The following is a 23,463-nucleotide window of genomic DNA, read 5'->3' as shown; positions in this document are numbered from 1 at the left end:
GTGGTGGCGGTCATGGTGCGCGCTCCGTTGTACTAGTGCATACTTGGCTTTGTGCTAGAAGAGTATCGGATCACAGGCCGCCGCGCATCGGATATCGCGGCGAGTGTCGAGGCGGGCGTCGGATCGGGCGCGCTGGCGCCCGGAGCGCTGCTGCCTCCGATGCGGGAGCTCGCGGGTCTGCTCGGGGTGAACGCGAACACCGTGGCCGCCGCGTACCGGACGCTGCGCGAGCGCGGGGTCATCGAGACCGACGGGCGGCGCGGCAGCCGGGTCAGGGGCCGGCCGGCGAGCGCGCCGCGCGACGAGCTGCGGGTGGCGGTGCCGCCGGGGGTGCGGGACGTCGCGTCCGGGAATCCGGACGTACGGCTGCTGCCCTCGCTGGAGGACGCCCTGGCCGGGGCCGCTCGGCGGTACGCGCAGGCGCCGACGCTGTACGGGGACGACCCGGTGGTGCCGGAGCTGGAGCGGCTGGCCCGGGCCGACTTCGACGCCGACGGTGTTCCCGCCGGGCCGGTGGGGGTGACCTCGGGCGCACTGGACGGGATCGAGCGGGTGCTGGCCGCGCATCTGCGGCCGGGGGACGCGGTGGCGATCGAGGATCCGGGCTGGGGGAGCGTGCTGGACCTGGCGGCGGCGCTGGGGCTGCGGGTCGTACCGGTGGCGGTGGACGACGACGGGCCGGTCGTCTCCGCGGTGGAGCGGGTGCTCGCGGAGGGCGCGCGGGCGCTGCTGGTGACGGCCCGGGCGCAGAACCCGACCGGGGCGGCGGTCAGCGCAGAGCGGGCGGCGGAGCTGCGCGGCGTGCTGGCCCGGTATCCGGAGGTGCTGGTGGTCGACGACGACCACGGGCACGCCATCGTGGACCTGCCGCTGCACTCGCTCGGTGGAGTGACCCGGCACTGGGCGCTGGTCCGGTCGACGGCGAAGGCGTACGGGCCGGACCTGCGGCTGGCGGTGCTGACCGGCGACGCCGTGACCCTGGACCGGGTACGGGGGCGTCAGCGGCTGGGCCCGGGGTGGGTGAGCCGGCTGCTCCAGTACGCGGTGGTCGAACTGTGGACCTCGGACGCGGTGGACCGGGCGGCGGTCGCGCGCTCCTACGCGCAGCGGCGGGACGCGCTGGTCGCGGCGCTGCGGGAGCGGGGCGTACCGGCGCACGGGCGCAGCGGGATGAACGTGTGGGTGCCGGTCGCCGATGAGACCGGGGCGGTGACGCGGCTGCTGGCCGCGGGCTGGGCGGTGGCCCCGGGCAGCCGGTTCCGGGTGGAGTCGGGGCCGGGCGTACGGATCACGGTGTCGGCCGTGCGGCCGGGCGAGGTGCCGGGGCTGGCGGCGGCGGTGGCGGCGTCGGTCCGCCGTACGACGGGCGGCCGCTTCGACTGACGGCGCACCCGGCCGCCCGCCCGCCCGGCCACGGCAGCTCCGGCCGGCGCCCCCTCCTGCCCGAAGAACCTGAGGACTCGCCGCGTTGCCGACGAAAACGCACGCATGAGCGAAGTTAGGCTGTTCGGGAACAACTCATGGGGGAATGCGTGGACATAGACGTCAAGACGTACTACGTGCGGCAAAGCGCGGGTGGTGCCGACTCGGCCGCCGAGAAGGCGTTGGAGAACCTCCGCAAGTCCCTCGATTCGAGCGACACGGCAGCCGGTGGGCACCACGGCTGGGCCTCCGCTGGGGCGTTGAAGCGGTGTGCGACCGCGTGGGAGGACCACATGGTCGACCTGGGGAAGCAGATGAACACCATGGCCGACAACCTCCACACCACGGCCAACGCCTACGACACCACCGACGCCCAGGCGAGGGACGCCTTCGGCAGGCTCCGGCACGGCCTCGCCGACTTCGGGAGGAACTGACCCGTGGTCGCCTATCACGACCTGTACGACTGCCGCGTGGACCAGTGGCAGAAGGCCGCGGACGACTGGGTCGACCTCGCCCGGCGTTCCTCTTCCGCCTGCGAGGACATCCGCGCGCAGGGCAAGAAGCCGCTCGACGACCACTGGGCGGACGCCACCGGCAAGCAGGCAGGCAAGCGCCTGGAGGACCTCGCCGACCGCCTGGAGTCCGGCGGCGACATCATGAAGGGTGTCGCCATGGTCCTCGACGCCCTGGCCCATTCCATGGGCTTCGCCCAGCGCACCCTCTTCCATGCGGCCGAGCTGGCGAACGAGCACGGGCTGGGCATCCAGGACGGCCGCGCCGTGGGCGCGTACACGGGCGCAGCCCCCGTCGGCCCCAACGTCCCGCAGAACGTGCGCGACGCCTACACCAAGGAACTGGGCCACATGGGCACGGTCAACGGGCTGATAGAGGAAGCCCTGCGCGAGGCCTCCCAGGCGGACGCGAAGGCCTCCGCCGAACTGGACAAGCTGGCGAAGACCATCAACGTCGCCGACACCTCACAGGCGCACAACGAGATCCTCGTCGAGGCGTCCCACGTCGAATTCGACATGCTCAGGGCGGACATCCCGGTCGGGAAGGACCCGCACCTCCAGCGCGCATGGTGGGACGGCCTGACCCCGCAGCAGCAGAAGGACCTCATGCGGGCCGATCCCGTCACCCTCGCCGACCTCAAAGGCCTGCCGCCCGAAGTCGGGCGCGAACTCCGCGGACCCGACGGCAAGATCGACCGGGTCGAGATGGTGCGGTACGCACTCGACCACTGGGACAAGCAGGACGATCTCAACTTCAAGAACAACTGCGCCAATTTCACATCGTCGGCCCTTGAGGCCGGAGGGATGCAAAAGAAGTTCGACTTCTGGGCGGGGCCCCGCGGGGACAACGCCTGGGGCCGGGAGAGCGGCCTGGGCGTGGACTGGATCGACCGACGGGCCTACCATTCCCGTTCCTGGTCACAGGCCAAGGGCCTGCACGGGTTCCTTCTGCGCAACGGTGGTGAGGAACTCCCGAGGTCGGAAGCGCGCCCTGGCGACGTCATCTTCTACGAACAGGTAGCTCCCGACCCGGACGAGCCCCAGGGCGAGATCTATCACGCTGCCGTGGTGACCTCGGTAACCCCTGACGGCGACGTCAAGCTGACCCAGCACACCAGCTCGTTCCAGAACGTGAGTCTGGAGAGCCGTGAACACGTTGCCACGAGGAACCACGGCGAGCAGCGCATCCACATCGTCCGACCGCACCCGAATTGGTACTGATGGAAACCTCCTCCGCCGCCACGTCGTCCGACATCCCGCAGGGCCGCGCGGTGACGCCCGGCATGCTGATCACGGCATTGCTCGTTCCGGTAGTGGCCGCTCTCGGCGTGGTCACGTCCCTGCACGTCGAGGACATCGACAGGGACTGGGTCGACCGGCAGCAGGCAGCCTGTCGGCACATGCCCTTCCCGAAGATGGAACACGTCGCCGCGTGGTCCGGGCCGGTCCTCGGCATATCGGCCATGGTCGTCTGCCTGCTGCTCGCCCGGTGGATCCGGCGGCGCTGCGGGGTACGGCTCTGGGACACCTGGCCGGGGCTCTTGGCCTTCGTCTGCGCCGTGCTCAACATCCTGGCGATCCTGCTGGAGCTGTTCATGCTGTGGGCCACCTACACGCCCGACGGTTCGGGGCCGATCCTCGGCGACTGCGGCTAGGCCCGCGCCCCGCGGGCTAGCGGCGGCGGGTCTGCGTGAGGGCCGCCCCCGCCAGGACGATCGCCGCGCCCACCGGGGTGTTCCAGTGGAGCTGTTCGCCGAGGAGCAGGACGCCCGCCGTGGTGGCGATGACCGGGATGAAGTACGTGACCATCTGGGCCGTGGTCGGGCCGACCTCCGTCACCAGCCCGTACTGCATCTGCAGGGCCATTCCCGTACCCAGGGCGCCGAGTGCGACCACCGACAGCGTCGGCCAGAGCGGGAACGAAGTGGGAGCCGAGGTGAACACGGCGCTGACCACGAGCAGTTGGAGCGTGGACAGCATCAGCTGCGCGCCGGTCAGTGCCACCGGCGAGCCCGGGACCGAGGCCAGCGTGCGCCGGACGTAGATCCAGCCGATCGGGTAGCAGAGCGAGGCGAGGAGGGCGAGCGCTGTGCCCTTGGCGTCGATGCCCGAGAAGCCCTGCCAGGCTCCGAGGACCGTCAGGACACCGAGGAAGCCGAGGCCCAGGCCGGCGAAGCGGCGGCGCGTCGGGCGGTCCTCGGACAGGGCCACCAGCGACAGCGCCATGCCCCACAGCGGCGAGGTGGCGTTGCAGATCCCGGCCAGGCTCGACGGGATGCTCAGCTCGGCGTACGAGAACAGCGAGAAGGGGGCGGTGTTGAGCAGGAGCGCCGCCACGAACAGGTGGCCCCAGGTGCGGCGGCCCCGGGGGAGCGGCTCGCGGCGGATCAGGAGCACGGCCAGCAGGGCCAGCGCTCCGGACAGCACCCGGCCGAGGGCGACCTGGAAGGGGGCGTAGGCCTCCGTCCCCACCTTGATCAGCAGGAAGCTGAAGCCCCAGACCACCGAGAGGATCGCGAAGCGGAGCCGCCAGTCCACCCGGGCGGTGCGGGTGGGGGTGACCGGCGGGGAGAGGGTGGGGCGAGGGGTGGCGGGTGCGCTCATGAGGAGAACTCTGCTCCACTCAACTACGTAGGACAAGCGAGATTTCTTCGCAGCTACGGCGTAGCATTGCTTACATGTTGAACCTGGAGCGCCTGCGCACCCTCGATGCCCTCGCCCGCCACGGCTCGGTCAGCGGAGCGGCCGACGGGCTCCACGTCACCACCTCCGCCGTCTCCCAGCAGATGGCCAAGCTGGAGCGGGAGGTCGGCCAGCCGCTGCTGGCCAAGAACGGCCGCGGGGTCCGGCTCACGGACGCCGGACGGCTGCTCGCCGATCACGCGGCCCGGATCATCTCCCAGGTCGAGCTCGCCCAGGCCGACGTGGAGGCCCAGCGGGGCTGCGCCGTCGGCGAGCTGCGGATCGGCGCCTTCCCGACCGCCATGCGCGGGCTGCTGCCCCAGGCGCTGACCGCCCTGCGCGCCGGACATCCCGAACTGCGGGCCCTGGTACGGGAGCAGGAGCCCGAGGAAAGCATGGCTGCGGTCGTGCGCGGGGACCTCGACCTGGCGCTGGCCATCGACTGGCACAACAAGCGGATGCCGGTCCCCGCCGAGCTCACGCGGGCGCACCTGCTCGACGACTCCTGTGACATCGCCGTGCCGGCCGGCCACCGGCTGGCCGACCGCGACCGGATCTCGCTGGCCGAGTTCGCCGACGACGACTGGATCTCCTGGAACGAGGGGCAGTTCTGTCACGAGTGGCTCGTGTACACGCTGCGCGGTACCGGCATCGAGCCGCGCATCGCGCACATCGCCGAGGAACACCACACCCAGCTGGCCTTCGTGGAGGCGGGGCTCGGAGTGTGCGTGGCGCCCCGGCTCGGGCGCGGTCCGGTGCCGGACGGGGTCCGGCTGCTGCCGGTGAGCGACGCCGTCCGGCGTCACGTGTACGTCGTCTGGCGGGCGGATGCGGACCGGCGGCCCTCGATCCGGGCCGCCGTGGAGGCACTCGGGCAGGCCGCCGCCGCGGTGGAGTAGGTGGGGTAGGTGGAGCAGTACGTCAGAGCTTGCGGAAGTCCCAGGAGACGACCGACTCCGGGGTGAGGCGGATCCAGGCGTGGCGGCCGTCGTGCGGCATCTCCTCGATGCCGAAGTTCTTTGCGGGAAAGAGCCGTTCCACCTCGGCCAGCTCCGGGCAGGGCTCGCCCGTGCGCGGGGCCTCGCCCACGAAGACGGCGCTGCCGGAGAGTTCGACCCCGCGCAGTTCGTCGTACGCCTCGCCCGCGTCCACGACCACCGAGATCCGCGGATCCTTGCGCAGGTCCGACCAGCGGCGGCTGCGCGTGATCGAGTACAGCCACAGCGAGCTGCCGTCCCAGGCGAACCACAGGGCGCCCGCGTGCGGGCGGCCGTCCGCGGAGACGGTCGCCACCCGACAGGTGCGCTGCTCGCGCAGGAAGGCGTCCACTTCCGCGTCGGTCATCATGATGCGGCGGCCCCGCCGCTGTGATCCGTCCATCCGTCGCGCACCCCTTCACATCTGACTAAGTGTCAGGAATCATGCGGGATCGATCGCCGTCACGCCAGGGGGAGCCATGCCGGAACTCGATCCCGCCACCACCGCGCTGCTCACCGTCGAGTGCCAAAGCGGCGTCGTCGGAGAGGAGAGCGCCCTGCCCGAGCTCGCCAAGGAGGCCCGGGACTCGGGGATGCTGGGGCGGGTGGCCGCGCTGGTCGACGCCGCGCACGCGGCCGGCGTACAGGTGCTGCACGCGATCGCCGAGCGGCGGCCGGACGGGCTGGCGGCCAATGACAACGCGCGACTGTTCCGGGCCGCCGGGAAGCTGCCCGTCCGGCAGCTGTCCGGGAGCCGGGCGGTGGAGGTGGCGGCCCCCATCGAGGTGGCCGAAAACGACCTGGTGGTCCGCCGGCTGCACGGCCTCTCGCCGATCGCCGGCACCGACGTGGACGCCCTGCTGCGCAATCTCGGCATCCGCACCCTCGTCGTCGCCGGGGTCTCCTCGAACATCGCGATCCCGAACACCGTCTTCGACGCCGTCAACCTCGGCTACCGGGTCGTGGTGCCCTCCGACGCCATCGCGGGGGTGCCCGCCGCGTACACGGCCGAGGTGATCCGCAACTGTCTGGCTCTCGTCGCGACGATCACCACCGCCGACGCCCTGCTGGAGCAGTGGGCTCCCGCTTGAGCAGTGGACTCCCGCGCGCCGGTCCCGATGGCCCATGTCCGTCGCGATCCCGCGGGCGGCCATCTCCGTGCGGACGCCGCCGGCCCCGACCACGATCACCTGTACGCCCAGCGGCGCGACCTCCCGGAGGAGCGAGTCGCCGACCGCCACCAGGGCGAACTTCGCGACGGCGTACGCGCCGTAGGTGGCCATGGCGACCTTGTCGCCGGTCGAGCTGATGTTGATCACGCGACCTTTACCGCGCAGCAGCGCGGGCAGGCGTGACACGCGGGCGCCGTACCGGCAGCTCGCGGGCAAGGACAGCCTGCTGACCGCTGTCGCGACCGAGAGCTGGGAACGGATCGGCGGCCAGGTGCAGGCCCTGCGGTCCGACCCGGCCGCAGCCGTCCGCGCAGCCAGACGCTTCGAGGACGAGTTCCTGGCCGTCGTCGCCGACCTCGTGGGAGAGCGGAACGCACGCCACTGCGGCGCCCTGCTGCTGACCAGTGCCCACGGCATCGCGGGCATGGAGGTCAGCGGCCACTCGGCGCAGACAAGTGGTGCACCACCTCCGACGAGCTCGTCGACACCCTCGTCCGCATGATCGCGGACACCGGCGAAGCGGCGTGGCAAGGCCCCGCCCACGCCCGCCCCGTCGACGGCGAGCTTGGCGCGCCGCTGCCCGGTTTCAGCGGAACGCGGCGATATTGCGGGCGGCCCAGTCGGCGAACGGGCGTGGGGCGCGGCCGAGGACCCGCTGGACGTCCGGGCTGACGCGCAGTTCGGCCGGGTTCGGGGAACCGAGGATGGTCAGGGTGTCCTCGGCGAGCTCGGCCGGCATGCTCTGGGCCATGGCGGCCTTGGCCTCGTCGCGGGTGAGGTCGTGAAACCGCACTGGCTGGCCCAGCGCGGCGGCGATGGCCTCCGTCTGCTGGCGCGGCGTGATCACCTCCGGGCCCGTCAGCTCGTACACGCCGCCGCTGTGGCGGTCATCGAGCAGGCAGGCCGCCGCGGTCTCGGCGATGTCCGCCGGGTCGACGATCGGCACCCCGACGTCGCCGAAGGGCGCGGCGACGACGCCCCGAGTGCGGATGGAATCGGCCCACCACAGGGCGTTGGAGGCGAAGCCGCCCGGCCGCAGGATGGCCCACTCCAGGCCGGACTCCCGCAGTACGTCCTCCAGCGCGCGCATCGCGATCCGCGTTGCGCCGAAGGGCCTGGTCGCCGCGCCCTGCGTGGAGAGCAGGACGACCCGGCGGACCCCGCCGGCCTCGGCTGCGCCGATGATGTCGGCCGGGCTGGCTCCGGCGGCGTGCATGTCGCCGGACAGCAGCAGGAACAGCGCTTTCGCCCCGGCCAGCGCGGGCTCAAGGCCGGCCGGCTCGGCCAGGTCCGCCGCCACATGGCGGACGCCGTCCGGCACCGCCGCCGCGTGCCGTGACACCGCCGTCACCTGCTGGCCCGCCTCGGCCAACACCCGCGTCAACGGCCGGCCGACATTCCCGGTAGCCCCGGTCACCACGATCATGATCAGCTCCTTGTTCGATGTTCGATGCCCTCAGTGGTCTTCACGCTAGGAGCCGGGCTAACTTCTGGTAAGGACATACCCCGGGGTAAGCTCATCACGTGACAGAAGGTGTGCAGCTCACGCAGGCCGAGACGGGGAAGCGGTATGAGGTGTTTCACACTGACTGCCCCGCGCGCGATGTGGTCGACCACGTGACCAGCAGGTGGGGCATCTGGGTGTTGATCTCCTTGCGGAGCAACAACCTCCGGTTCTACGAGCTGCGCGAGAGCATCCACGGCATCAGCGAGAAGATGCTCGCCCAGACCCTGCGCGCGCTGGTCCAGGACGGCCTGGTCTGGCGGAAGGTCGAGCCGACGACGCCGCCCCAAGTCACCTACGGGCTAACCGAGTTCGGTCGGGACATCGGCGATCCGCTGGAAGAGCTGTTCCACCGGATCACACGGCGGCTGCCGCCGCGCAGCGCGGAGTAGCGCGGGAGTTGGCGGCTGGGCAGATCGTGCCGACCGGGCCGCTGGGGCCATGCGCCTGATCGCCACGAGGACCGCTGACGCCCGGCGTCAGGCCACCGCCCGGATCGTGCGTGACGCTCCTTGGGGTGGTGGCGGGTTCAGACGGTGGGGGTGGTGCCGCCGTCGATGACGTGTTCGGCGCCGATGATGGCCGAGGCGCGGTCGGAGACGAGGAAGGCGACGAGTTCGGCGACTTCTTCGGGCCGGTTGGGGCGGCCGAGCGGGATGCCGCCCAGGGAGTCCATGAGGCGGCCCAGTGCCGCTTCCTGGGTGATGTCCGCTTCGTGGGCGATCCGGCTGACGAGGTGTTCGGCTGCCGAGGTCTGGACGAAGCCGGGCGAGACGGTGTTGACGCGGACGCCGTGCGGGGCGACCTGGTTGGCCAGGCCCTTGCTGTAGGTGGTCAGGGCGGCCTTGGCGGCGGCGTAGGCCAGAGTGCCGTTCCACAGGGGCATGCGGCGCTGGATCGAGGTGACGTGCACGACCGTGCCCTTGCCGATGGCGATCATGTGCGGCAGGAGTGCGCGGTCCAGGCGGACGGCGGCCAGCAGGTTCGTGTTCAGCTCCCTGGACCAGTCGTCCTCGCCGAGTGCCGCGAACCCTCCGGCCGGCGCCGCGGAGCCGCCGAGGGTGTTGACCAGGATGTCGACGCCTCCCACGCGGGCGTCCACCTCGGCGGCTACGTGGGCTGCGCCCTGGGCGGTGGACAGGTCGGCGGTGATGAACGCCTTCTCCTCGACGTCGTCGGGGCGGCTTCGGGCGGTGACCAGCACGGTTGCGCCGGCTTCGGCGAGACGTCGGGCGATGGCGGCCCCGGTGCCCTTGGTGCCGCCGGTGACCAGAGCGCGTCGGCCTTCGAGGGATTCGCTGATGGATGTGGTCACGGGGTGCTCCGATCCCGGGTGCGGGCGCGGTGGGCGCTGCTCCCGTCATAACTGCTAAAACAGAAGCTAATAACTTCGACTCTAGCAGTAACTGAGGGGATGGTCGCCGCGGCGAGCCGGATCAGGCTGGAGGACCGGGAGCGCCCGCCGTCCGCGAAGGCGACTCCCTGCGACAGGTGATGGTCGCCCTGGCCGCGTGGGGCAACTCCCGCCTCGCACCGGCCGAGCGCAGCGTGATCCTCATCGACGCCGACAATGGCGAGAGAGTCGAACCCGTCGTCGTCGACGCCAAGACCGCCCGCCGACTCGACGAGAGCCACACCTAGGTCTTCACCGCAGGCCCCGCAGCGAGCGAAGCCATCGCCGGGATGGGCTGGTCACGAGCGCGCCGCCCAGCATCGCGCCGAGTGCCGGGGCCGCTGAGGCCCGCAGCCCCGTGCGGGGGAGACCGAGGCGGCACGTGCTTGAACCACAGCGCCATCCGGGCGGAACATCGGCGCCCCGGGACTTGCGACTGGTTCGGGGCGACAGGGGAGAAGCCGCCCGAGCCTCTCAGGGGCGCGGATGCGGAGGCGGAGGGCGCGGCGGCCGGATACCGGCCTCTGACGCTGGGGGCCCGGCCGTGCGTGCGGCGGTGCGGTGTGCCGCTCAGTTCTCCGCCGGGACGGTGGAGCGGGCGTACTCGGTGGGCGTACGGCCGTAGCGTTTCTCGAAGGCCCGGATGAAGTGGCTGCTGTCCGCGAACTGCCAGTACGCGGCGAGCCGCCTGAGCGAGCGCGGAAGCCGGCTGGGGCTCCGCGTCGTCGATCCGGCGCCTCGCCACCGCCTTGGCCGGCTCGATGAGTGTGCTGTGGGCGGCTTGCACTCCCGCGGGCCCGAGACCGGCGACTGTCTCGTAGATCATGTTCGAGTGGGCCGCCAGCAGGCGCACTTCGGCGCAGTCCGCCGTCCCGGTGATGCGCTGCCGTGGCCCGAGCAGCGGTGTGAGCAGGGCTGCGGGCAGTACGAGGACCTTCGCCATGGTGTCCGGCACCGTCTCGAAGTGCAGGGGCCGTCCGATGTGGCGGGATCAGGAACTGCCCGGCCCGCACGGTCTGTTCGCCGCGGGCGAGCGGGGCGCCCAAGGTCCATGAGCCGCACTGCACGACGTACAGCCGTACGCCGGAGCGTGCACAGATGCATCCGTGGAAGACGACGGACGGACCATGGTGCGTACCAACATCGACGGCGCCTTCTTCGCCTCCCGAGCCGCACTGCCCCACCTGCGGGCAGTGCGTGGATCCATCGTCAACGTCGGATCCGTGGCGGCGCTGCGCGGTGAATGGAACCAGGCGGCCTACAACATGACCAAGGGTGCGCTGGTGAACCTGACCAACTCGATGGCACTGGATCACGGCCGGGAGATCCGGGTCAACGCCGTCCACCCCGGCGTGACGCTCAGCAGGCAGGTCCTGCGCGCCGCACTCGCCGAGGGAACTCCACTGCGCGAGCGCCTCGCCGAGCGCGTACCCATGGGCCGGCCGGCCGGGCCCGCCGAGGTCGCCGCCGTCATCGCGGTCCTCGCCGGTCGCGACGCCGGCTACCTCAACGGAGTGCACATACCCGTGGACGGTGGACTGACCGCATCGGACGGCCAGACCGACCTGTACAAGGCCGACGGCTGACAAGGCCGACGGGCGCGGAGGAGGACGCCGGCGGCACCGGCGGCCGCACCGAGAACACCGTGCTCGCCCTGGCCCAACAGGGCGTGCGGGCGTCGGCCGTACGGATCCCGCCCCTCACCCACAGCACACTGGACCACCACGGCCTCGCCCGAACCCTTGTCGCCATCGCGCAGCAGATCCCTCGGGGCTGGAGGCATCGCCTCCAGGGCCCCGACCGCTGGTTCACGTCACCAGGGCACTTCGCCGGCGTCCTCGAAGAACTTGCCGGTCGGGCCGTCGTCGGGCAGGGTCGCGAGTTTGATGGCGATCGCCGCGCCCTGTTCGGGGGTCCGTACGCCGCGGAAGCCGTTGAGGTCGGTCGCGACATAGCCGGGGCAGCCGACGTTGATCAGGATGTTCGTGCCGCTCAGCTCGCGGGCGTACTGGAGGGTGACGGCGTTCAGGAACGTCTTGGACGGCGAGTACGCCACGGCCACCGGCCCCGCCGTCTGCTCGGCGGCGGTTCCCGCCTGCCGGGTGAGGGAGCCCACGCTGCTGGACATGTTCACGATCCGCGGTGAGGCGGAGCGGCGCAGCAGCGGCATCATCGCGTTGGTGACGCGGATGACGCCGATCACGTTGGTCTCCACGACCGTCCGGATGGTGTCGGGATCGACCTGGGTGGGCTCCTGCGGCATGCCACCGGTGATGGCGGCGTTGTTGACGAGCACGTCGAGGTGCCCGGCCCGTTCCTCGATCAGCCGTGCGGCGGCGGTCGCGCTCGCGTCGTCGGTCACGTCCAGCGGTACGCCGAACGCGTCGACGCCGGCCGCGCGCAGCTTCTCCACCGCCGCCTGGCGGCGCTGGTCATCGCGGGCGCCGACGCCGACGCTCCAGCCGAGGGCGCCCAGGCCTGCGGCGATCTCGTAGCCGATTCCCTTGTTCGCGCCGGTGACCAGCGCAATCGTTCGTTCACTCATGAGAATCATGCTGCCTCGCAACCCGACGGGAGGTCCAAGACCGATCGGGTGGGCAGCGATACCGTCCGGGTATGGATCCGGAGTACCGTGGCCGTATGGAGACCCGGGAACTGCGCTATTTCGTCGCGGTCGCCGAGGAGCTGCACTTCGGGCGCGCCGCGCAGCGGCTCGGGATCGCACAGCCGCCCCTCTCACGGGCGATCCAGCAGCTCGAACGCAGGCTCGGAGCGGCGCTGCTGGATCGGACCAGCCGCAGCGTCACGCTGACCGAGGCCGGCGCGGTGCTGCTGGCCGAGGGCCGGGCTGCCCTCGACGCGGTCGAAGCCGCCGAGCGCCGGACCCGCCGCGCCGCCCTTGCCGCGACCGGCCATCCTGGCCTGGTCCTGGTCACGAAAGCCAGTGCGTCCAGCGAGCTGCTGGCGAAGCTGCTCGACGCGTACGCCGCCGAACCCGGCGCGGTGCCCGTCGACGTCATCCTGTGCGGCCCGGCCGAGCAGGGACGGCTGCTGCGCGAGGGCCGGGCCGATGTGGCGCTGCTGCACCGGCCGTTCGACTCGACGGCCGGGTTCGACACCGAGGAGCTCAGTACGGAGGGCCAGGTCGTGGTCCTGCCGGCCGGACATCCGCTCACCGTCCGGCCCCATGTGCGCATGGCCGACATCACCGGGCTGCCGGGCCTGCCCCTGCCACGCTGGCCCGAGCCCGACGGTACGTACGCGCCCGGACCCGGCCCGCAGGTCCGCGACCACGCGCAGCTGTTGCAGCTCGTCGCGCTCGGCCGTGCTTGCGCGGTCTCACCGGAGTCGTGCCGAGCCCAACTGCACGATGACCTCGCCGCCGTGCCCGTGCTGGACGCACCGATGGTCACCACGGTGATCGCCTGGCCACCGCGCAGCCGGTCCAGAGCCGTCGCGGAGCTCATCCGGACCGCAATACGTCTCTAGTGCCGCATCGGGCAGCGTTCGCCCGCTCCTGACGGGTCGCCTGGTTGCGGTGAGGCCCGTGCTGGCCGGAGTTCGGGACGGCGCTGCGAGGCGTCCTCGCCGTCGTCGCCCCGGGCGACGGCCCGGAATCTCGGTGGGGCGCGACGATCACGGCGCCTACTCTGGCGACGGGAGTCCCTCGGAACTCGTCGGGAAGCGGGCGCTGCCGGAACTCCCCGGATTCTCCCCAGAGTCCCGGGCCGTCGAGCCGGAGGGACACGCAGGAGGAGAGTGTCCCTTTGATTGCAAGGCTTGATGAATGGATACCCTGGGAAAATGCTTACAGAAGTGACAGCGACGCGCTATGTCACACCCTTGCGTGAGGGCGGCTCGCTCCCCGGGATCGTCGAGGCCGACGACCTCGGGACCTACGTCATGAAATTTACCGGAGCCGGTCAGGGGCGCAAGACCCTGGTCGCCGAAGTCGTCTGCGGGCGCCTGGCCCAGCGCCTCGGCCTGCGGGTCCCGCGACTGGTGCAGATGCAGCTCGACCCCGTGATCGGGCTCGGCGAGCCCGACCAGGAGGTCCAGGAGCTGCTGAAGGCCAGCGGCGGGCTCAACCTCGGGATGGACTACCTGCCCGGGTCGATCGGCTTCGACCCGCTCGCGTACCAGGTGGACCCGGCCGAGGCGGGGCGCGTGGTCTGGTTCGACGCGCTGATCAACAACGTCGACCGTTCCTGGCGCAACCCGAACATGCTGGTCTGGCACGCGGACCTGTGGCTCATCGACCACGGCGCCACCATGATCTGGCACCACAACTGGCCCACCGCCGAAAGCGCCGCGGCCAAGCCGTACAACGCCTCCGACCACGTCCTGGCCCCCTTCGGCCCGGACATCGCGGCCGCCGCGGCGGCGCTCGCTCCCCTGGTGACGCGCGAACTCCTCGAAGAGGTCGCCGCCGACGTGCCCGACGAGTGGCTGGTCGACGAGCCCGGCTTCGACTCCACCGACGCGCTGCGCCGCGCCTACGTGGACGTGCTGCTGCCGCGCGCGGCCACGATCCACGAGAGGATCTCGATGGAGGCCGAGGTGAAGCCCCGGTCGGGTCCCCCCGGCTGGCTCGCCGACCGCCTCGACCCCCGCCCCCGGAAGAACAAGAGCGACAGCGAGTGACCAAGCGGGACGTGTTCGAGTACGCGCTGGTGCGCGTGGTGCCCCGGATGGAGCGCGGCGAGTGCTTCAACGCCGGCGTGATCGTCTACTGCCGGGCCCACTCGTACGTGGCCGCGCGCACCCACCTGGACGAGGCCAAGCTCCTCGCCCTGGACCCGAAGGCCGACGTGGCGGGCGTACGGGCGGCCCTGCGTGCCGTGGAGGGCGTGTGCAGCGGCGGTGAGCGGGCCGGACAGGCGGCGGGCGACGACGCGGGCCGCCGGTTCCGCTGGCTGATCGCCCCGCGCAGCACGGTGGTGCAGCCCGGGCCGGTGCACACCGGCCTGACGGCCGACCCGGAGGCCGAGGTGGAACGGCTGCTCGACCTGCTGGTCCGCTGATCGTACGGCCGTCCGCGGGGTGATCCGTACGGCGGCCGCCACGACCTGGGGAGCCTTGGCGGCGGAGGCCGTTGACACCGGGTGCCAGGGCTCCTAGCGTCTCCTCAGCTGAAGCTACTAAGCGGTTGCTCACCAATGGGGAGCCGCTGATGAGGATTCCGAGGGCGAGGAGATCCACCATGTCCACCACCGAGCAGCGCGTCGCGATCGTGACCGGGGCGGCCCGGGGCATCGGCGCGGCCACCGCCGTGCGCCTGGCCGCCGAGGGCCGGGCCGTCGCCGTACTCGATCTCGACGAGGCGGCCTGCAAGGACACCGTCGAGGCGATCACGGCGGCAGGCGGGAAGGCCCTGGCGGTCGGCTGCGACGTCAGCGACGCGGCGCAGGTGGAGGCGGCCGTCGAGCGCGTCGCGAGCGTCCTGGGCGCGCCGACCATCCTGGTCAACAATGCGGGCGTGCTGCGCGACAACCTGCTGTTCAAGATGAGCGAGAACGACTGGGACACCGTCATGAACGTCCACCTGCGCGGTGCGTTCCTGATGTCGAAGGCCTGTCAGAAGTACATGGTGGAGGCCAAGTTCGGCCGCATCGTCAACCTCTCCAGCAGCTCGGCGCTGGGCAACCGCGGCCAGGTCAACTACTCCGCCGCCAAGGCCGGTCTGCAGGGCTTCACCAAGACGCTGGCCATCGAGCTCGGCAAGTTCGGCGTCACCGCCAACGCGGTCGCGCCCGGCTTCATCGTCACGGAGATGACCGCCCAGACGGCCGCGCGCGTGGGCATGGGCTTCGAGGACTTCCAGGCCGCCGCGGCCACCCAGATCCCCGTCCAGCGCGTCGGCCGCCCGGACGACATCGCCAACGCGATCGCGTTCTTCACGGGCGAGGCCGCCGGCTTCGTCTCCGGCCAGGTCATGTACGTGGCCGGCGGCCCGCTCAACTGACGAGAGGCAGGCGCAGGTCATGGCGGACAACAGCACGGAGCGGGCAGCGGACAGCGGCAAGGTCGCGCTGATCACCGGAGGGAGCCGGGGCATCGGCTACGGCATCGCCGAGGCGCTCGTCGCCCGCGGCGACCGGGTGTGCATCACCGGGCGCAACGAGGACGCCCTCAAGGCGGCCGTCGAGGCGCTCGGCGCGGACCGGGTGATGGGGGTGGCCGGCAAGGCGCACGACGAGGCCCACCAGGCCGTCGCGGTCGAGCGGACGATGGAGGCCTTCGGGCGCGTCGACTTCCTGATCAACAACGCGGGCACCAACCCGGTCTTCGGTCCGATGGTGGACCTGGACCTCGGCGTCGCGCGCAAGGTCTTCGAGACCAACGTGATCTCGGCGCTCGGGTTCGCCCAGCGGACCTGGCACGCCTGGCAGAAGGACAACGGCGGCGCGATCGTGAACATCGCGTCCATCGCCGGCGTCTCCGCCTCGCCCTTCATCGGCGCGTACGGGATGAGCAAGGCCGCCATGGTCAACCTCACCCTCCAGCTCGCCCACGAGATGGCGCCCGGGGTCCGGGTCAACGCGATCGCCCCCGCGGTGGTCAAGACGAAGTTCGCGCAGGCGCTCTACGAGGGCCGGGAGCAGGAGGCCGCCGCGGCCTATCCGCTCGGCCGGCTGGGGCTGCCGCAGGACATCGGCGGGGCGGCGGCTTTTCTTACATCTGCACAAGCGGAATGGATCACGGGCCAAACTCTGATCGTTGACGGAGGAATGTTCCTCAATGCCGGAGTGCACTGATCGATAGTCGGACGCATTTGCCTCCCAGGGGGAGGCAAATGCGTACCTAATATGCACGAAATCGGTCAAGTGTCACATGAAACCTGCCCATTGGATTTGTGAGGCACTGCGGTAGGGTCTGCCGCACCCCTGGCTGATCGAGGAGCGTGCACGTGTTCATCCGGACCAGATGCCTGCAGATCACTGCAGCCCTTGCGTCCATATCCCTGCTCGCCGGATGCGGTCTGCTTTCGGACGACAGCAGCGACACCGCGAAGAGAATCGTCGTCGGCACGACGAGCGCCCCGAGCACCCTCGATCCCGCCGCGGCCTGGGACGGTTCCTGGGAGCTGTACCGGAACGTCTACCAGACCCTGCTGGCATTCCCCACGGGCTCCACCAAGCCCCAGCCCGACGCCGCCCAGACCTGCGAGTTCACGGATTCCGGGAACGAGTCGTACCGCTGCACCCTGAAGAAGGGCCTGAAGTTCTCCGACGGGGAGCCGCTCGACGCCAAGGCGGTCAAGCACTCGCTCGACCGGATCCGGACGATCAACTCCCAGACCGGTCCGAAGGACCTCTTCGGCAGTCTGGACAAGATCGAGACCCCGGACGCGCTGACGGTTGTCTTCCACCTGAAGACCCCGGACGCCACCTTCCCCTTCGTCCTCGGCTCGCCGGCCGCCTCACTGGTCGCGCCCAAGGATTACCCGGCCGACAAGGTGCGCGACGACGGCAAGATCACCGGCTCCGGCCCGTTCGTGCTCGACTCGTACAAGGAGGGCAGCGAGGCGGTCCTCGGCAAGAACGGGTCCTACAGCGGCTTCGCGAACCAGCGCAACGACGGCGTGACGATCCGCTACTTCGCGGACTCCACCAAGATGGTCGCCGCGCTCAAGGCCAAGGAGATCGACGCCACCTACCGCGGTCTGTCGGCCCCCGAGATCAAGGACCTGCAGACCCCCGCCTCGCACGCGGCGGGCGTCCAGGTCGTCGAGAACGTCGGCGCCGAGATCCGCTACCTGGTCTTCAACCCCAAGGACCCGCAGGTCGCCAAGTTGCCGGTGCGCCAGGCCATCGCCCAGATCGTCGACCGCGGCGCGATCGTCTCCAAGGTCTACCAGGGCACCGCCGAACCGCTGTACTCGATGGTCCCCAAGGGTGTCGTGGGCCACAAGACGCCCTTCTACGACAAGTACGGCCAGGCGGACGTCAAGAAGGCCCAGAAGATCCTCAAGGACGCTGGGATCAACCAGCCCGTGGACCTGACCTTCTGGTACACCACCGACCGCTACGGCGCCTCCACCGCGGACGAGTTCACCGAGCTCAAGCGCCAGCTGGACGAGAGCGGCCTCTTCAGGGTCACGCTGCGCGGCCAGCCCTGGAAGGTGTTCCAGGTCGGCTACAAGAACGGCGAGTACCCGGTCTTCGGCCGCGGCTGGTTCCCCGACTTCCCGGACCCGGACAACTTCATCGCGCCGTTCGTCGGCAAGGAGAACGCGGTCGGCACCCCGTACGAGCCCAACGAGATCCTCACCGACCTGCTGCCCAAGTCCCGCCGCGAGAGCGACCGCTCGGCCGGCGTCCACGAGTTCGAGCAGGCCCAGCAGATCTTCGCCGAGGACGTCCGGCTGCTGCCGCTGTGGCAGGGCAAGCTGTACGTCGCCGCCGGCGAGGACATCGCCGGCGCCGAGCGGGCGCTCGACCCGCAGACCGCCATGCAGATGTGGGAGCTGTACCGCAAGACCAGCTGGTAGCCGCAGCGACGGCCGCAGTCCACACCGCATCCGCGGGTGCCTCCGGGCGCCCGCGGATGCGGCGTTGTCAGTGGCCCCCGGTAGGTTCTGGAGCTGTTGCACCACGCAGCACGCGCGAAACTTGTACCGGAGGTTGTAGACGTGACCCAGATGCTGCCCGAGTCCTGGCTCCCCGTCCTCGGCGACGAGCTGGAGAAGCCCTACTTCAGCGAGCTCACCGAGTTCGTCGAGAAGGAGCGGGCGAACGGGCCGGTCTACCCGCCCCACGAGCAGGTCTTCGCCGCCCTGGAAGCCACTCCCTTCGACCGGGTGAAGGTCCTGGTCCTCGGCCAGGACCCGTACCACGGGGCCGGCCAGGGCCACGGCCTGTGCTTCTCCGTGCGGCCCGGGGTCAAGACCCCGCCCTCCCTGCGCAACATCTACAAGGAGATGCACGCGGAGCTGGGCACCCCCATCCCGGACAACGGGTACCTGATGCCGTGGGCCGAGCAGGGCGTCCTGCTGCTCAACGCGGTCCTCACCGTCCGCGAGGCCGAGCCCAACTCGCACAAGGGCAAGGGCTGGGAGAAGTTCACCGACGCGGTGATCCGGGCCGTGGCCGACCGCCCCGACCCGGCCGTCTTCGTCCTGTGGGGCGCCTACGCGCAGAAGAAGCTCCCGCTCATCGACGAGGAGCGTCACGCGGTCGTCAAGGGGGCCCACCCCTCCCCGCTGTCGGCCAAGAAGTTCTTCGGCTCCCGGCCCTTCACGCAGATCAACGAGGCCGTCGCGGCCCAGGGCCATGAGCCGATCGACTGGACGATCCCGGACCTGGGCTGACGCCCCACCGCGCCTCGGTGCCATAACCGGTGCCTCCGGTTAGCGTCGTGACGACCGGACCGGAGCAGGTCCGGCAGAGCGAGCCGGAGGCCGCCGTGACGGAGCAGCAGGAGGCGTCGGAGGACGCCGTCATGACCAGGATCGGCCAGGCCGTCATCCTGCTGCACGCCGGTGACCGCGAGGAGGCCCGCAACCGCCTCGGCGAGATCTGGACCGAGATCGGCGAGGACGGCGACTCCCTCCACCGCTGCACGCTCGCGCACTACATGGCCGACGCCCAGGACGATCCCGCCGACGAACTGGCCTGGGACCTGCGGGCCCTGACCGCCGCCGACGGTCTGGGGCCGGGACCGCGGGACGGGCTGCCCGCGCAGCACGAGCCCCATCCGGCCGTGCGCGTGTTCTACCCGTCGCTGCACCTCAACCTGGCCGCCGACTACGCGAAACTCCAGCGGCCCGAGGCGGCGCGGCTGCACCTGGCCCGGGCCCGGGCCGCCACCGGTGCCCTGTCCGACGACGGGTACGGGAACGGCGTACGGGCGGCCATCGCCCGGCTGGAGCGGCGCCTGGCCGGGGAACCGGGCCGGGGGCCCCGGCCGTTCCCGGAGCAGCACCCGTAGCGGACCGGCGACTCGGCGGCTCAGCCCTCGTGGACGCCCGCGCAGATGCGGGCCTCCGGGCTGTCCGGGTGCCAGCGTCCGTGCCGGCGGCCCAGCGCGCACACGTCCGCGGGCCGGACCGGCAGCTCCTTCATCAACTCGCGCGGAACCTCCGCGTCCGGCCCCGGCCGGTCCGTACGGCCGCCCCTGCCCCCTGAGGGGTGCCGGGCGGCCCGGCGCGGCTCCGGGATGTCCGGCACCGGCGGGACGGCCTGTGAGGCCTCCTCCGCTGCGGCGCCCGCCATGCCCGCCGCGCCTGCCGGAGCCGCTCCCGTGCGCGGCGCGGACGGCCCGCCTCCACGGGGGGCCGCCGGCTGCGCGGACTGCCCCGGTACCGCCTTCAGGGCCTCCAGGGCGGGCGCCTGGACCTCCACCGGTACGGCTCCCGGTCCGCCGCGCGGATCGTGCCGGGGTGGCGGAGCGGCGGTGCCGGGGGCGGCCGCCGGCTGCATCGGGGCGGGTGTCACATTCACGCAGCCCGAGACGGCCGAGACGGCACAGGCGACTCCGAGCAGCAGCTTTGTCGTGGTTCGCGTTGGATGCACTCGCGCAACTCTGCTGTGCGAGGACCCCGTTGCGAAACCCGGAGCCGAAAATGACCCCGCACGGGTGACGGACATCCGCCGGACACCCGCCCCCCATCCGCCCCCACCTGCGTGCAGCGGCCGGCGGCCGGCCGGTGCGCGGCCCGCGTCAGTCGCCCGTGGCGCCGTCGATCTGCTCGCGCAGCAGGTCCGCGTGCCCGTTGTGGCGCGCGTACTCCTCGATCATGTGCGTGTAGACCCAGCGCAGGCTGAACGTCTCGCCGCGGTGGTGGCTCTCGGGGTCCGACACCAGCTCCAGCGGCCGGCCCGCCGCGGCCTGCCGCGCCAGCTCGATCTCGGTCTGCCAGGTCTGCTCGGCCTCGGTCCAGGTGTCCCCGGGGCCGAAGTGGAAGTCCCCGTCCGGGTCCTCCTGCGTGCAGTACAGCTCGGGCAGGTCCTCGCCCAGCATGATCTCCCGGAACCAGTACCGCTCCACCTCCGCCATGTGCCGTACGAGGCCCAGCAGGCTCAGCTCGGACGGGGGGAGCGGGGCGCGGCCCAGCTGCTCGGCCCCGAGGCCCTCGCACTTCCAGGCGAGGGTGGCGCGGTGGTAGTCGAGCCAGCCGTCCAGCATCTCCCGCTCGTTCGCGGTGGTGGACGGCTCGGTGCGGTGGGATCCGGTGGTCGTGGTCATGCCGCCATCCTCGGCGAACGCGGGTCCCGCCACCAGGGATTAAGCTGCGGAAGTCCCAGAAGGATCAACCTGGAGGTTCCCGGTGAAGGTCGGCGTCATCGGACTCGGCGACATCGCCCAGAAGGCGTACCTGCCCGTCCTCACCGCCCGCCCGGGCGTGGAACTGCACCTGCAGACCCGGACCCCGGCCACGCTGGAGCGGATCGGGGAGATCCACCACGTCCCGGTCGGCCGCCGTCACACCACGCTCGACGGACTGCTGGCCGAGGGCCTCGACGCGGCATTCGTGCACGCACCGACGGCCGTTCACCCCGAGATCGTGGCGCGGCTGCTCGAAGCGGGCGTGCCGACGTACGTGGACAAGCCGCTCGCCTACGAGCTCGACGACTCGCGGCGGCTCGTGGAACTCGCCGAGGAGCGCGGGGTCTCGCTCGCCGTCGGCTTCAACCGCCGCCACGCGCCCGGCTACGCGCAGTGCGCCGAGCACCCGCGCGACCTGATCGTCCTGCAGAAGAACCGGGTCGGGCTGCCCGAGGACCCGCGGACCCTCGTCCTCGACGACTTCATCCACGTCGTCGACACCCTGCGCTTCCTGCTCCCCGGGGAGGCCGACCACATCGACGTCCGGGCCCAGGTCCGGGGCGGGCTGATGCACCAGGTCGTCCTCCAGATGTCGGGCCCCGGCTTCACCGCGCTCGGGATCATGAACCGGCTCTCCGGTTCCACCGAGGAGATCCTCGAAGTGTCGGGGCAGGACACCAAGCGGCAGGTCGTCAACCTCGCCGAGATCATCGACCACCGCGGCCAGCCGACGGTGCGCCGCCGCGGGGACTGGGTCCCGGTCGCCCGCCAGCGCGGCATCGAGCAGGTCGTGGACGCCTTCCTGGAGTCCGTCGCGGCGGGCAAGACGCTCAGCGCCCGCGACGCGCTGCTCACCCACGAGCTGTGCGAGCGGGTGGTGTCGTCGGCTCTGGAGCAGGCTTCCTGAGCCCGAGCGACCTGACTCCCTCGACCGCGCAGTATGCCGCCAGCAGCGCGAGGCAGGCGCCCCCGGGCCAGTTCCCGAAGCGGACGTAGAACGTCGAGCCGCGGGAGAGCGGGACCTCGTACACCTGCGCGGCGCGCGCGGAGGTGGGCAGCGCCGGGCCGATCCGCTCGCCGGACGGGCCGTGCACCGCACTGATCCCGGTGAGGGTGGCGTGCACCATCGGGCGGCCGTCCTCGGCGGCGCGCAGGGCCGCGAGCGAGGCGTGCTGCGCCGGGGCCCAGCTGCGCTGGAAGCTGGAGGTGGCCGACTGGGCGATCAGCAGGGCCGCCCCGTCGCCGGTGAGGCGGCGGCTCATGTCGGGGAAGGCCGACTCGAAGCAGACCAGCGGTCCGATCCGGACACCGGGCCGCCCCGGCAGCTTCATCAGGACCGGCTCCGCGCCGCGCCGGCGGTCCTCGCCGGCGGCCTTGCCGACCGAGGTGGCCCAGCCGAGCAGCGACCGGGCCGGTATGTACTCGCCGAAGGGGACCAGGCGCATCTTGTCGTACCGGTCGCCGGTCGGTCCGCCGGGGCCGACGAGGACGGAGCTCTTGTAGATGCCGCCCCCGGACGCCGTGGCGGCTGCGGCGACCGGTCCCGCGGCCGGCCCCGGGACCGGTCCCCCGACCGGTCCGGCCGGCCGCCGGGCGTCGACGTTGACCAGGAGCGGAGCCCCGACATCGGAGGACAGCGCGGCCAGCCGCCGGGCCAGGTCCGGGCGGGCGGCCAGGTCCGCCCCGACACTGCTCTCGCCCCACACCACCAGGTCCATCCGCTGCCCGGTCAGCGTCCGCGTCAGCCGCTCCCCGGCGTCGAACCGCTGCTGCGCGCTGTCCGGGCCGTCCGCCACCAGGCCCGGCTGTACGACGGCCACGCGGAGCGTGCCCGACACCTCGGGCCGCGGCACCCACAGCCACACCGCCCCCGTCAGCACCACGCACCCCGTCACCCCGGCCACCGCCGGAACCCGGGCCCCCGGTACGGATATCAGCAGCACCAGCGCGCAGTTCACCGCCACCACCAGCAGACTCACCAGCCACACCCCGCCCACAGAGGCGAGCCGCAGCGCGGGCGGCACCTGCCACTGGCTGGCCCCCAGCAGCCCCCACGGCCCGCCCAGCCCCTGCCAGGACCGCGCCAGCTCGGACAGCAGCCAGCCCGCCGGTACGAGGAGCAGCGCGGCCGCCGCCCGGCCCGGATCCGGGGTCCCGCCGAGGAACTCCCGCACCAGCAGGGCCCAGGGGATCCAGAGCAGCCCCACCAGGGCCGCCACCGGCAGCAGGAACACGTGCAGGCTGGGCAGCAGCCAGTGGTGGACGGCGACGATGAAGGCGGCGCCGCCGAGCCAGCCCTCCAGGGCCGCGCGCCGCCCGGTCGGCGCCGACCTCAGCAGCAGCATCCAGGGCACGAGGGCGACGTACGCGAACCACCAGAGCGCGGGGGCGGGGAAGGCGAGGCACGGCAGTGCCCCGGCGGCGACCGCGGCCGCCGCACGCCGGTACCGGATCCGCTTCGCGACCATGGCGTGCCTCCGCTTCCAGTGTGGAACAGGGCCGTCCGGACGGCCGCCCGAGCAGGGTCGGT

The 23,463-nt window shown here is 71.7% G+C and carries 26 protein-coding genes and 3 pseudogenes; 19 read left to right on the top strand and 10 right to left on the bottom strand.

What is annotated here, in order from left to right; all coding sequences use genetic code 11:
* Positions 1–51: 51 nt before the first annotated feature.
* The 4 genes from ACIQU4_RS32950 (at position 52) to ACIQU4_RS32935 (ending at position 3,589) form a co-directional block, all read left to right on the top strand.
* The gene (locus ACIQU4_RS32950) at positions 52–1,383 is read left to right on the top strand and encodes an aminotransferase class I/II-fold pyridoxal phosphate-dependent enzyme (protein ID WP_403738549.1); all 1,332 of its coding nucleotides are present in this window, start codon (positions 52–54) and stop codon (positions 1,381–1,383) included.
* Positions 1,384–1,532: 149 nt separating this feature from the next.
* On the top strand, positions 1,533–1,856 hold the full coding sequence (locus tag ACIQU4_RS32945) for a type VII secretion target (protein WP_403738547.1): 324 nt from the start codon (positions 1,533–1,535) through the stop codon (positions 1,854–1,856).
* A 3-nt stretch (positions 1,857–1,859) separates the two neighbouring features.
* Complete coding sequence (locus ACIQU4_RS32940; RefSeq protein WP_403738544.1) at positions 1,860–3,155, top strand: amidase domain-containing protein; 1,296 nt, start codon at positions 1,860–1,862, stop codon at positions 3,153–3,155.
* On the top strand, positions 3,155–3,589 hold the full coding sequence (locus ACIQU4_RS32935) for a hypothetical protein (protein ID WP_403738541.1): 435 nt from the start codon (positions 3,155–3,157) through the stop codon (positions 3,587–3,589). The genes ACIQU4_RS32940 and ACIQU4_RS32935 overlap by 1 nt, the downstream gene beginning before the upstream one ends.
* 16 nt (positions 3,590–3,605) lie before the next feature.
* Here the strand turns inward: ACIQU4_RS32935 and ACIQU4_RS32930 are convergent, their stop codons facing one another.
* Positions 3,606–4,538, bottom strand: a complete 933-nt coding sequence (locus ACIQU4_RS32930) for a DMT family transporter (protein WP_387290354.1) — start codon at positions 4,536–4,538, stop codon at positions 3,606–3,608.
* 74 nt (positions 4,539–4,612) lie between these two features.
* Here ACIQU4_RS32930 and ACIQU4_RS32925 point away from each other — a divergent pair, with 74 nt between their 5' ends.
* Complete coding sequence (locus ACIQU4_RS32925; protein WP_403738539.1) at positions 4,613–5,515, top strand: LysR substrate-binding domain-containing protein; 903 nt, start codon at positions 4,613–4,615, stop codon at positions 5,513–5,515.
* Positions 5,516–5,537: 22 nt separating this feature from the next.
* On the opposite strand, the gene ACIQU4_RS32920 is transcribed toward ACIQU4_RS32925, so the two are convergent.
* Positions 5,538–5,996: a pyridoxamine 5'-phosphate oxidase family protein gene (locus ACIQU4_RS32920; RefSeq protein WP_403738536.1), complete on the bottom strand. Its 459-nt coding sequence runs from the start codon at positions 5,994–5,996 to the stop codon at positions 5,538–5,540.
* 76 nt (positions 5,997–6,072) lie between these two features.
* Between ACIQU4_RS32920 and ACIQU4_RS32915 the strand changes: the two genes are divergently transcribed.
* Entirely contained in the window at positions 6,073–6,684 is a 612-nt protein-coding gene (locus tag ACIQU4_RS32915) for an isochorismatase family protein (protein WP_078622162.1), read from the top strand.
* A gap of 102 nt (positions 6,685–6,786) precedes the next feature.
* Here the strand turns inward: ACIQU4_RS32915 and ACIQU4_RS32910 are convergent.
* Positions 6,787–6,951: pseudogene (locus tag ACIQU4_RS32910) on the bottom strand (SDR family NAD(P)-dependent oxidoreductase); the annotation flags it as partial.
* On the opposite strand from ACIQU4_RS32910, the gene ACIQU4_RS32905 reads away from it, so the two are divergent.
* Positions 6,875–7,267, top strand: a complete 393-nt coding sequence (locus ACIQU4_RS32905; protein ID WP_403738534.1) for a hypothetical protein — start codon at positions 6,875–6,877, stop codon at positions 7,265–7,267. The pseudogene ACIQU4_RS32910 and the gene ACIQU4_RS32905 overlap by 77 nt on opposite strands.
* Before the next feature lie 84 nt (positions 7,268–7,351).
* Here ACIQU4_RS32905 and ACIQU4_RS32900 read toward each other — a convergent pair whose 3' ends face one another.
* On the bottom strand, positions 7,352–8,191 hold the full coding sequence (locus tag ACIQU4_RS32900; protein ID WP_403738531.1) for an SDR family oxidoreductase: 840 nt from the start codon (positions 8,189–8,191) through the stop codon (positions 7,352–7,354).
* A 98-nt stretch (positions 8,192–8,289) separates the two neighbouring features.
* On the opposite strand from ACIQU4_RS32900, the gene ACIQU4_RS32895 reads away from it, so the two are divergent.
* On the top strand, positions 8,290–8,661 hold the full coding sequence (locus ACIQU4_RS32895) for a winged helix-turn-helix transcriptional regulator (protein WP_403738528.1): 372 nt from the start codon (positions 8,290–8,292) through the stop codon (positions 8,659–8,661).
* Between the two features lie 137 nt (positions 8,662–8,798).
* On the opposite strand, the gene ACIQU4_RS32890 is transcribed toward ACIQU4_RS32895, so the two are convergent.
* The gene (locus ACIQU4_RS32890; RefSeq protein ID WP_403738525.1) at positions 8,799–9,584 is read right to left on the bottom strand and encodes an SDR family oxidoreductase; all 786 of its coding nucleotides are present in this window, start codon (positions 9,582–9,584) and stop codon (positions 8,799–8,801) included.
* A gap of 158 nt (positions 9,585–9,742) precedes the next feature.
* Between ACIQU4_RS32890 and ACIQU4_RS32885 the strand changes: the two are divergent.
* Positions 9,743–9,982, top strand: a pseudogene (locus ACIQU4_RS32885) (transcriptional regulator); the annotation flags it as partial.
* A 250-nt stretch (positions 9,983–10,232) separates the two neighbouring features.
* Here the strand turns inward: ACIQU4_RS32885 and ACIQU4_RS32880 are convergent.
* Positions 10,233–10,316, bottom strand: a pseudogene (locus tag ACIQU4_RS32880) (hypothetical protein); the annotation flags it as partial.
* A gap of 473 nt (positions 10,317–10,789) precedes the next feature.
* Between ACIQU4_RS32880 and ACIQU4_RS32875 the strand changes: the two are divergent.
* Entirely contained in the window at positions 10,790–11,248 is a 459-nt protein-coding gene (locus ACIQU4_RS32875; protein ID WP_403738522.1) for an SDR family NAD(P)-dependent oxidoreductase, read from the top strand.
* A gap of 227 nt (positions 11,249–11,475) precedes the next feature.
* Here the strand turns inward: ACIQU4_RS32875 and ACIQU4_RS32870 are convergent, their stop codons facing one another.
* The gene (locus ACIQU4_RS32870) at positions 11,476–12,207 is read right to left on the bottom strand and encodes an SDR family NAD(P)-dependent oxidoreductase (protein ID WP_403738519.1); all 732 of its coding nucleotides are present in this window, start codon (positions 12,205–12,207) and stop codon (positions 11,476–11,478) included.
* A 95-nt stretch (positions 12,208–12,302) separates the two neighbouring features.
* On the opposite strand from ACIQU4_RS32870, the gene ACIQU4_RS32865 reads away from it, so the two are divergent.
* The 8 genes from ACIQU4_RS32865 (at position 12,303) to ACIQU4_RS32830 (ending at position 19,595) form a co-directional block, all read left to right on the top strand.
* Entirely contained in the window at positions 12,303–13,151 is an 849-nt protein-coding gene (locus ACIQU4_RS32865) for a LysR family transcriptional regulator (RefSeq protein WP_403738517.1), read from the top strand.
* Positions 13,152–13,466: 315 nt separating this feature from the next.
* Complete coding sequence (locus ACIQU4_RS32860; protein WP_403738514.1) at positions 13,467–14,306, top strand: HipA family kinase; 840 nt, start codon at positions 13,467–13,469, stop codon at positions 14,304–14,306.
* Complete coding sequence (locus tag ACIQU4_RS32855; protein WP_385591260.1) at positions 14,303–14,686, top strand: DUF3037 domain-containing protein; 384 nt, start codon at positions 14,303–14,305, stop codon at positions 14,684–14,686. The genes ACIQU4_RS32860 and ACIQU4_RS32855 overlap by 4 nt, the downstream gene beginning before the upstream one ends.
* 179 nt (positions 14,687–14,865) lie before the next feature.
* Positions 14,866–15,627 carry a 3-oxoacyl-ACP reductase FabG gene (gene fabG, locus ACIQU4_RS32850; protein ID WP_053688861.1) on the top strand — a complete coding sequence of 254 codons (762 nt, stop codon included), beginning with the start codon at positions 14,866–14,868 and terminating at the stop codon, positions 15,625–15,627.
* A gap of 19 nt (positions 15,628–15,646) precedes the next feature.
* Positions 15,647–16,420, top strand: coding sequence for an SDR family oxidoreductase (locus tag ACIQU4_RS32845; RefSeq protein ID WP_403738511.1), 774 nt, complete (start codon positions 15,647–15,649; stop codon positions 16,418–16,420).
* Between the two features lie 152 nt (positions 16,421–16,572).
* A complete protein-coding gene (locus tag ACIQU4_RS32840) occupies positions 16,573–18,156 on the top strand; it encodes an ABC transporter substrate-binding protein (protein WP_403738508.1) in 1,584 nt (527 codons plus the stop codon).
* 150 nt (positions 18,157–18,306) lie between these two features.
* Entirely contained in the window at positions 18,307–18,975 is a 669-nt protein-coding gene (locus tag ACIQU4_RS32835) for a uracil-DNA glycosylase (RefSeq protein WP_403738628.1), read from the top strand.
* 95 nt (positions 18,976–19,070) lie between these two features.
* Entirely contained in the window at positions 19,071–19,595 is a 525-nt protein-coding gene (locus ACIQU4_RS32830) for a hypothetical protein (protein ID WP_403738626.1), read from the top strand.
* Between the two features lie 20 nt (positions 19,596–19,615).
* Here the strand turns inward: ACIQU4_RS32830 and ACIQU4_RS32825 are convergent, their stop codons facing one another.
* Entirely contained in the window at positions 19,616–20,179 is a 564-nt protein-coding gene (locus ACIQU4_RS32825; RefSeq protein WP_403738505.1) for a hypothetical protein, read from the bottom strand.
* 148 nt (positions 20,180–20,327) lie between these two features.
* Positions 20,328–20,852, bottom strand: coding sequence for a DinB family protein (locus ACIQU4_RS32820; RefSeq protein ID WP_403738502.1), 525 nt, complete (start codon positions 20,850–20,852; stop codon positions 20,328–20,330).
* 82 nt (positions 20,853–20,934) lie between these two features.
* Here ACIQU4_RS32820 and ACIQU4_RS32815 point away from each other — a divergent pair, with 82 nt between their 5' ends.
* Entirely contained in the window at positions 20,935–21,840 is a 906-nt protein-coding gene (locus tag ACIQU4_RS32815) for a Gfo/Idh/MocA family protein (RefSeq protein ID WP_403738500.1), read from the top strand.
* On the opposite strand, the gene lnt is transcribed toward ACIQU4_RS32815, so the two are convergent.
* Entirely contained in the window at positions 21,785–23,401 is a 1,617-nt protein-coding gene (lnt, locus tag ACIQU4_RS32810; RefSeq protein WP_403738497.1) for an apolipoprotein N-acyltransferase, read from the bottom strand. The genes ACIQU4_RS32815 and lnt overlap by 56 nt on opposite strands.
* Positions 23,402–23,463: the final 62 nt, after the last annotated feature.

The organism is Streptomyces sp. NPDC090741 (assembly GCF_044769045.1).
Classification (GTDB): Bacteria; Actinomycetota; Actinomycetes; order Streptomycetales; family Streptomycetaceae; genus Streptomyces.
Note: the sequence above shows the minus strand (reverse complement) of the source record. Positions and strands in the feature narration are given on the sequence as shown.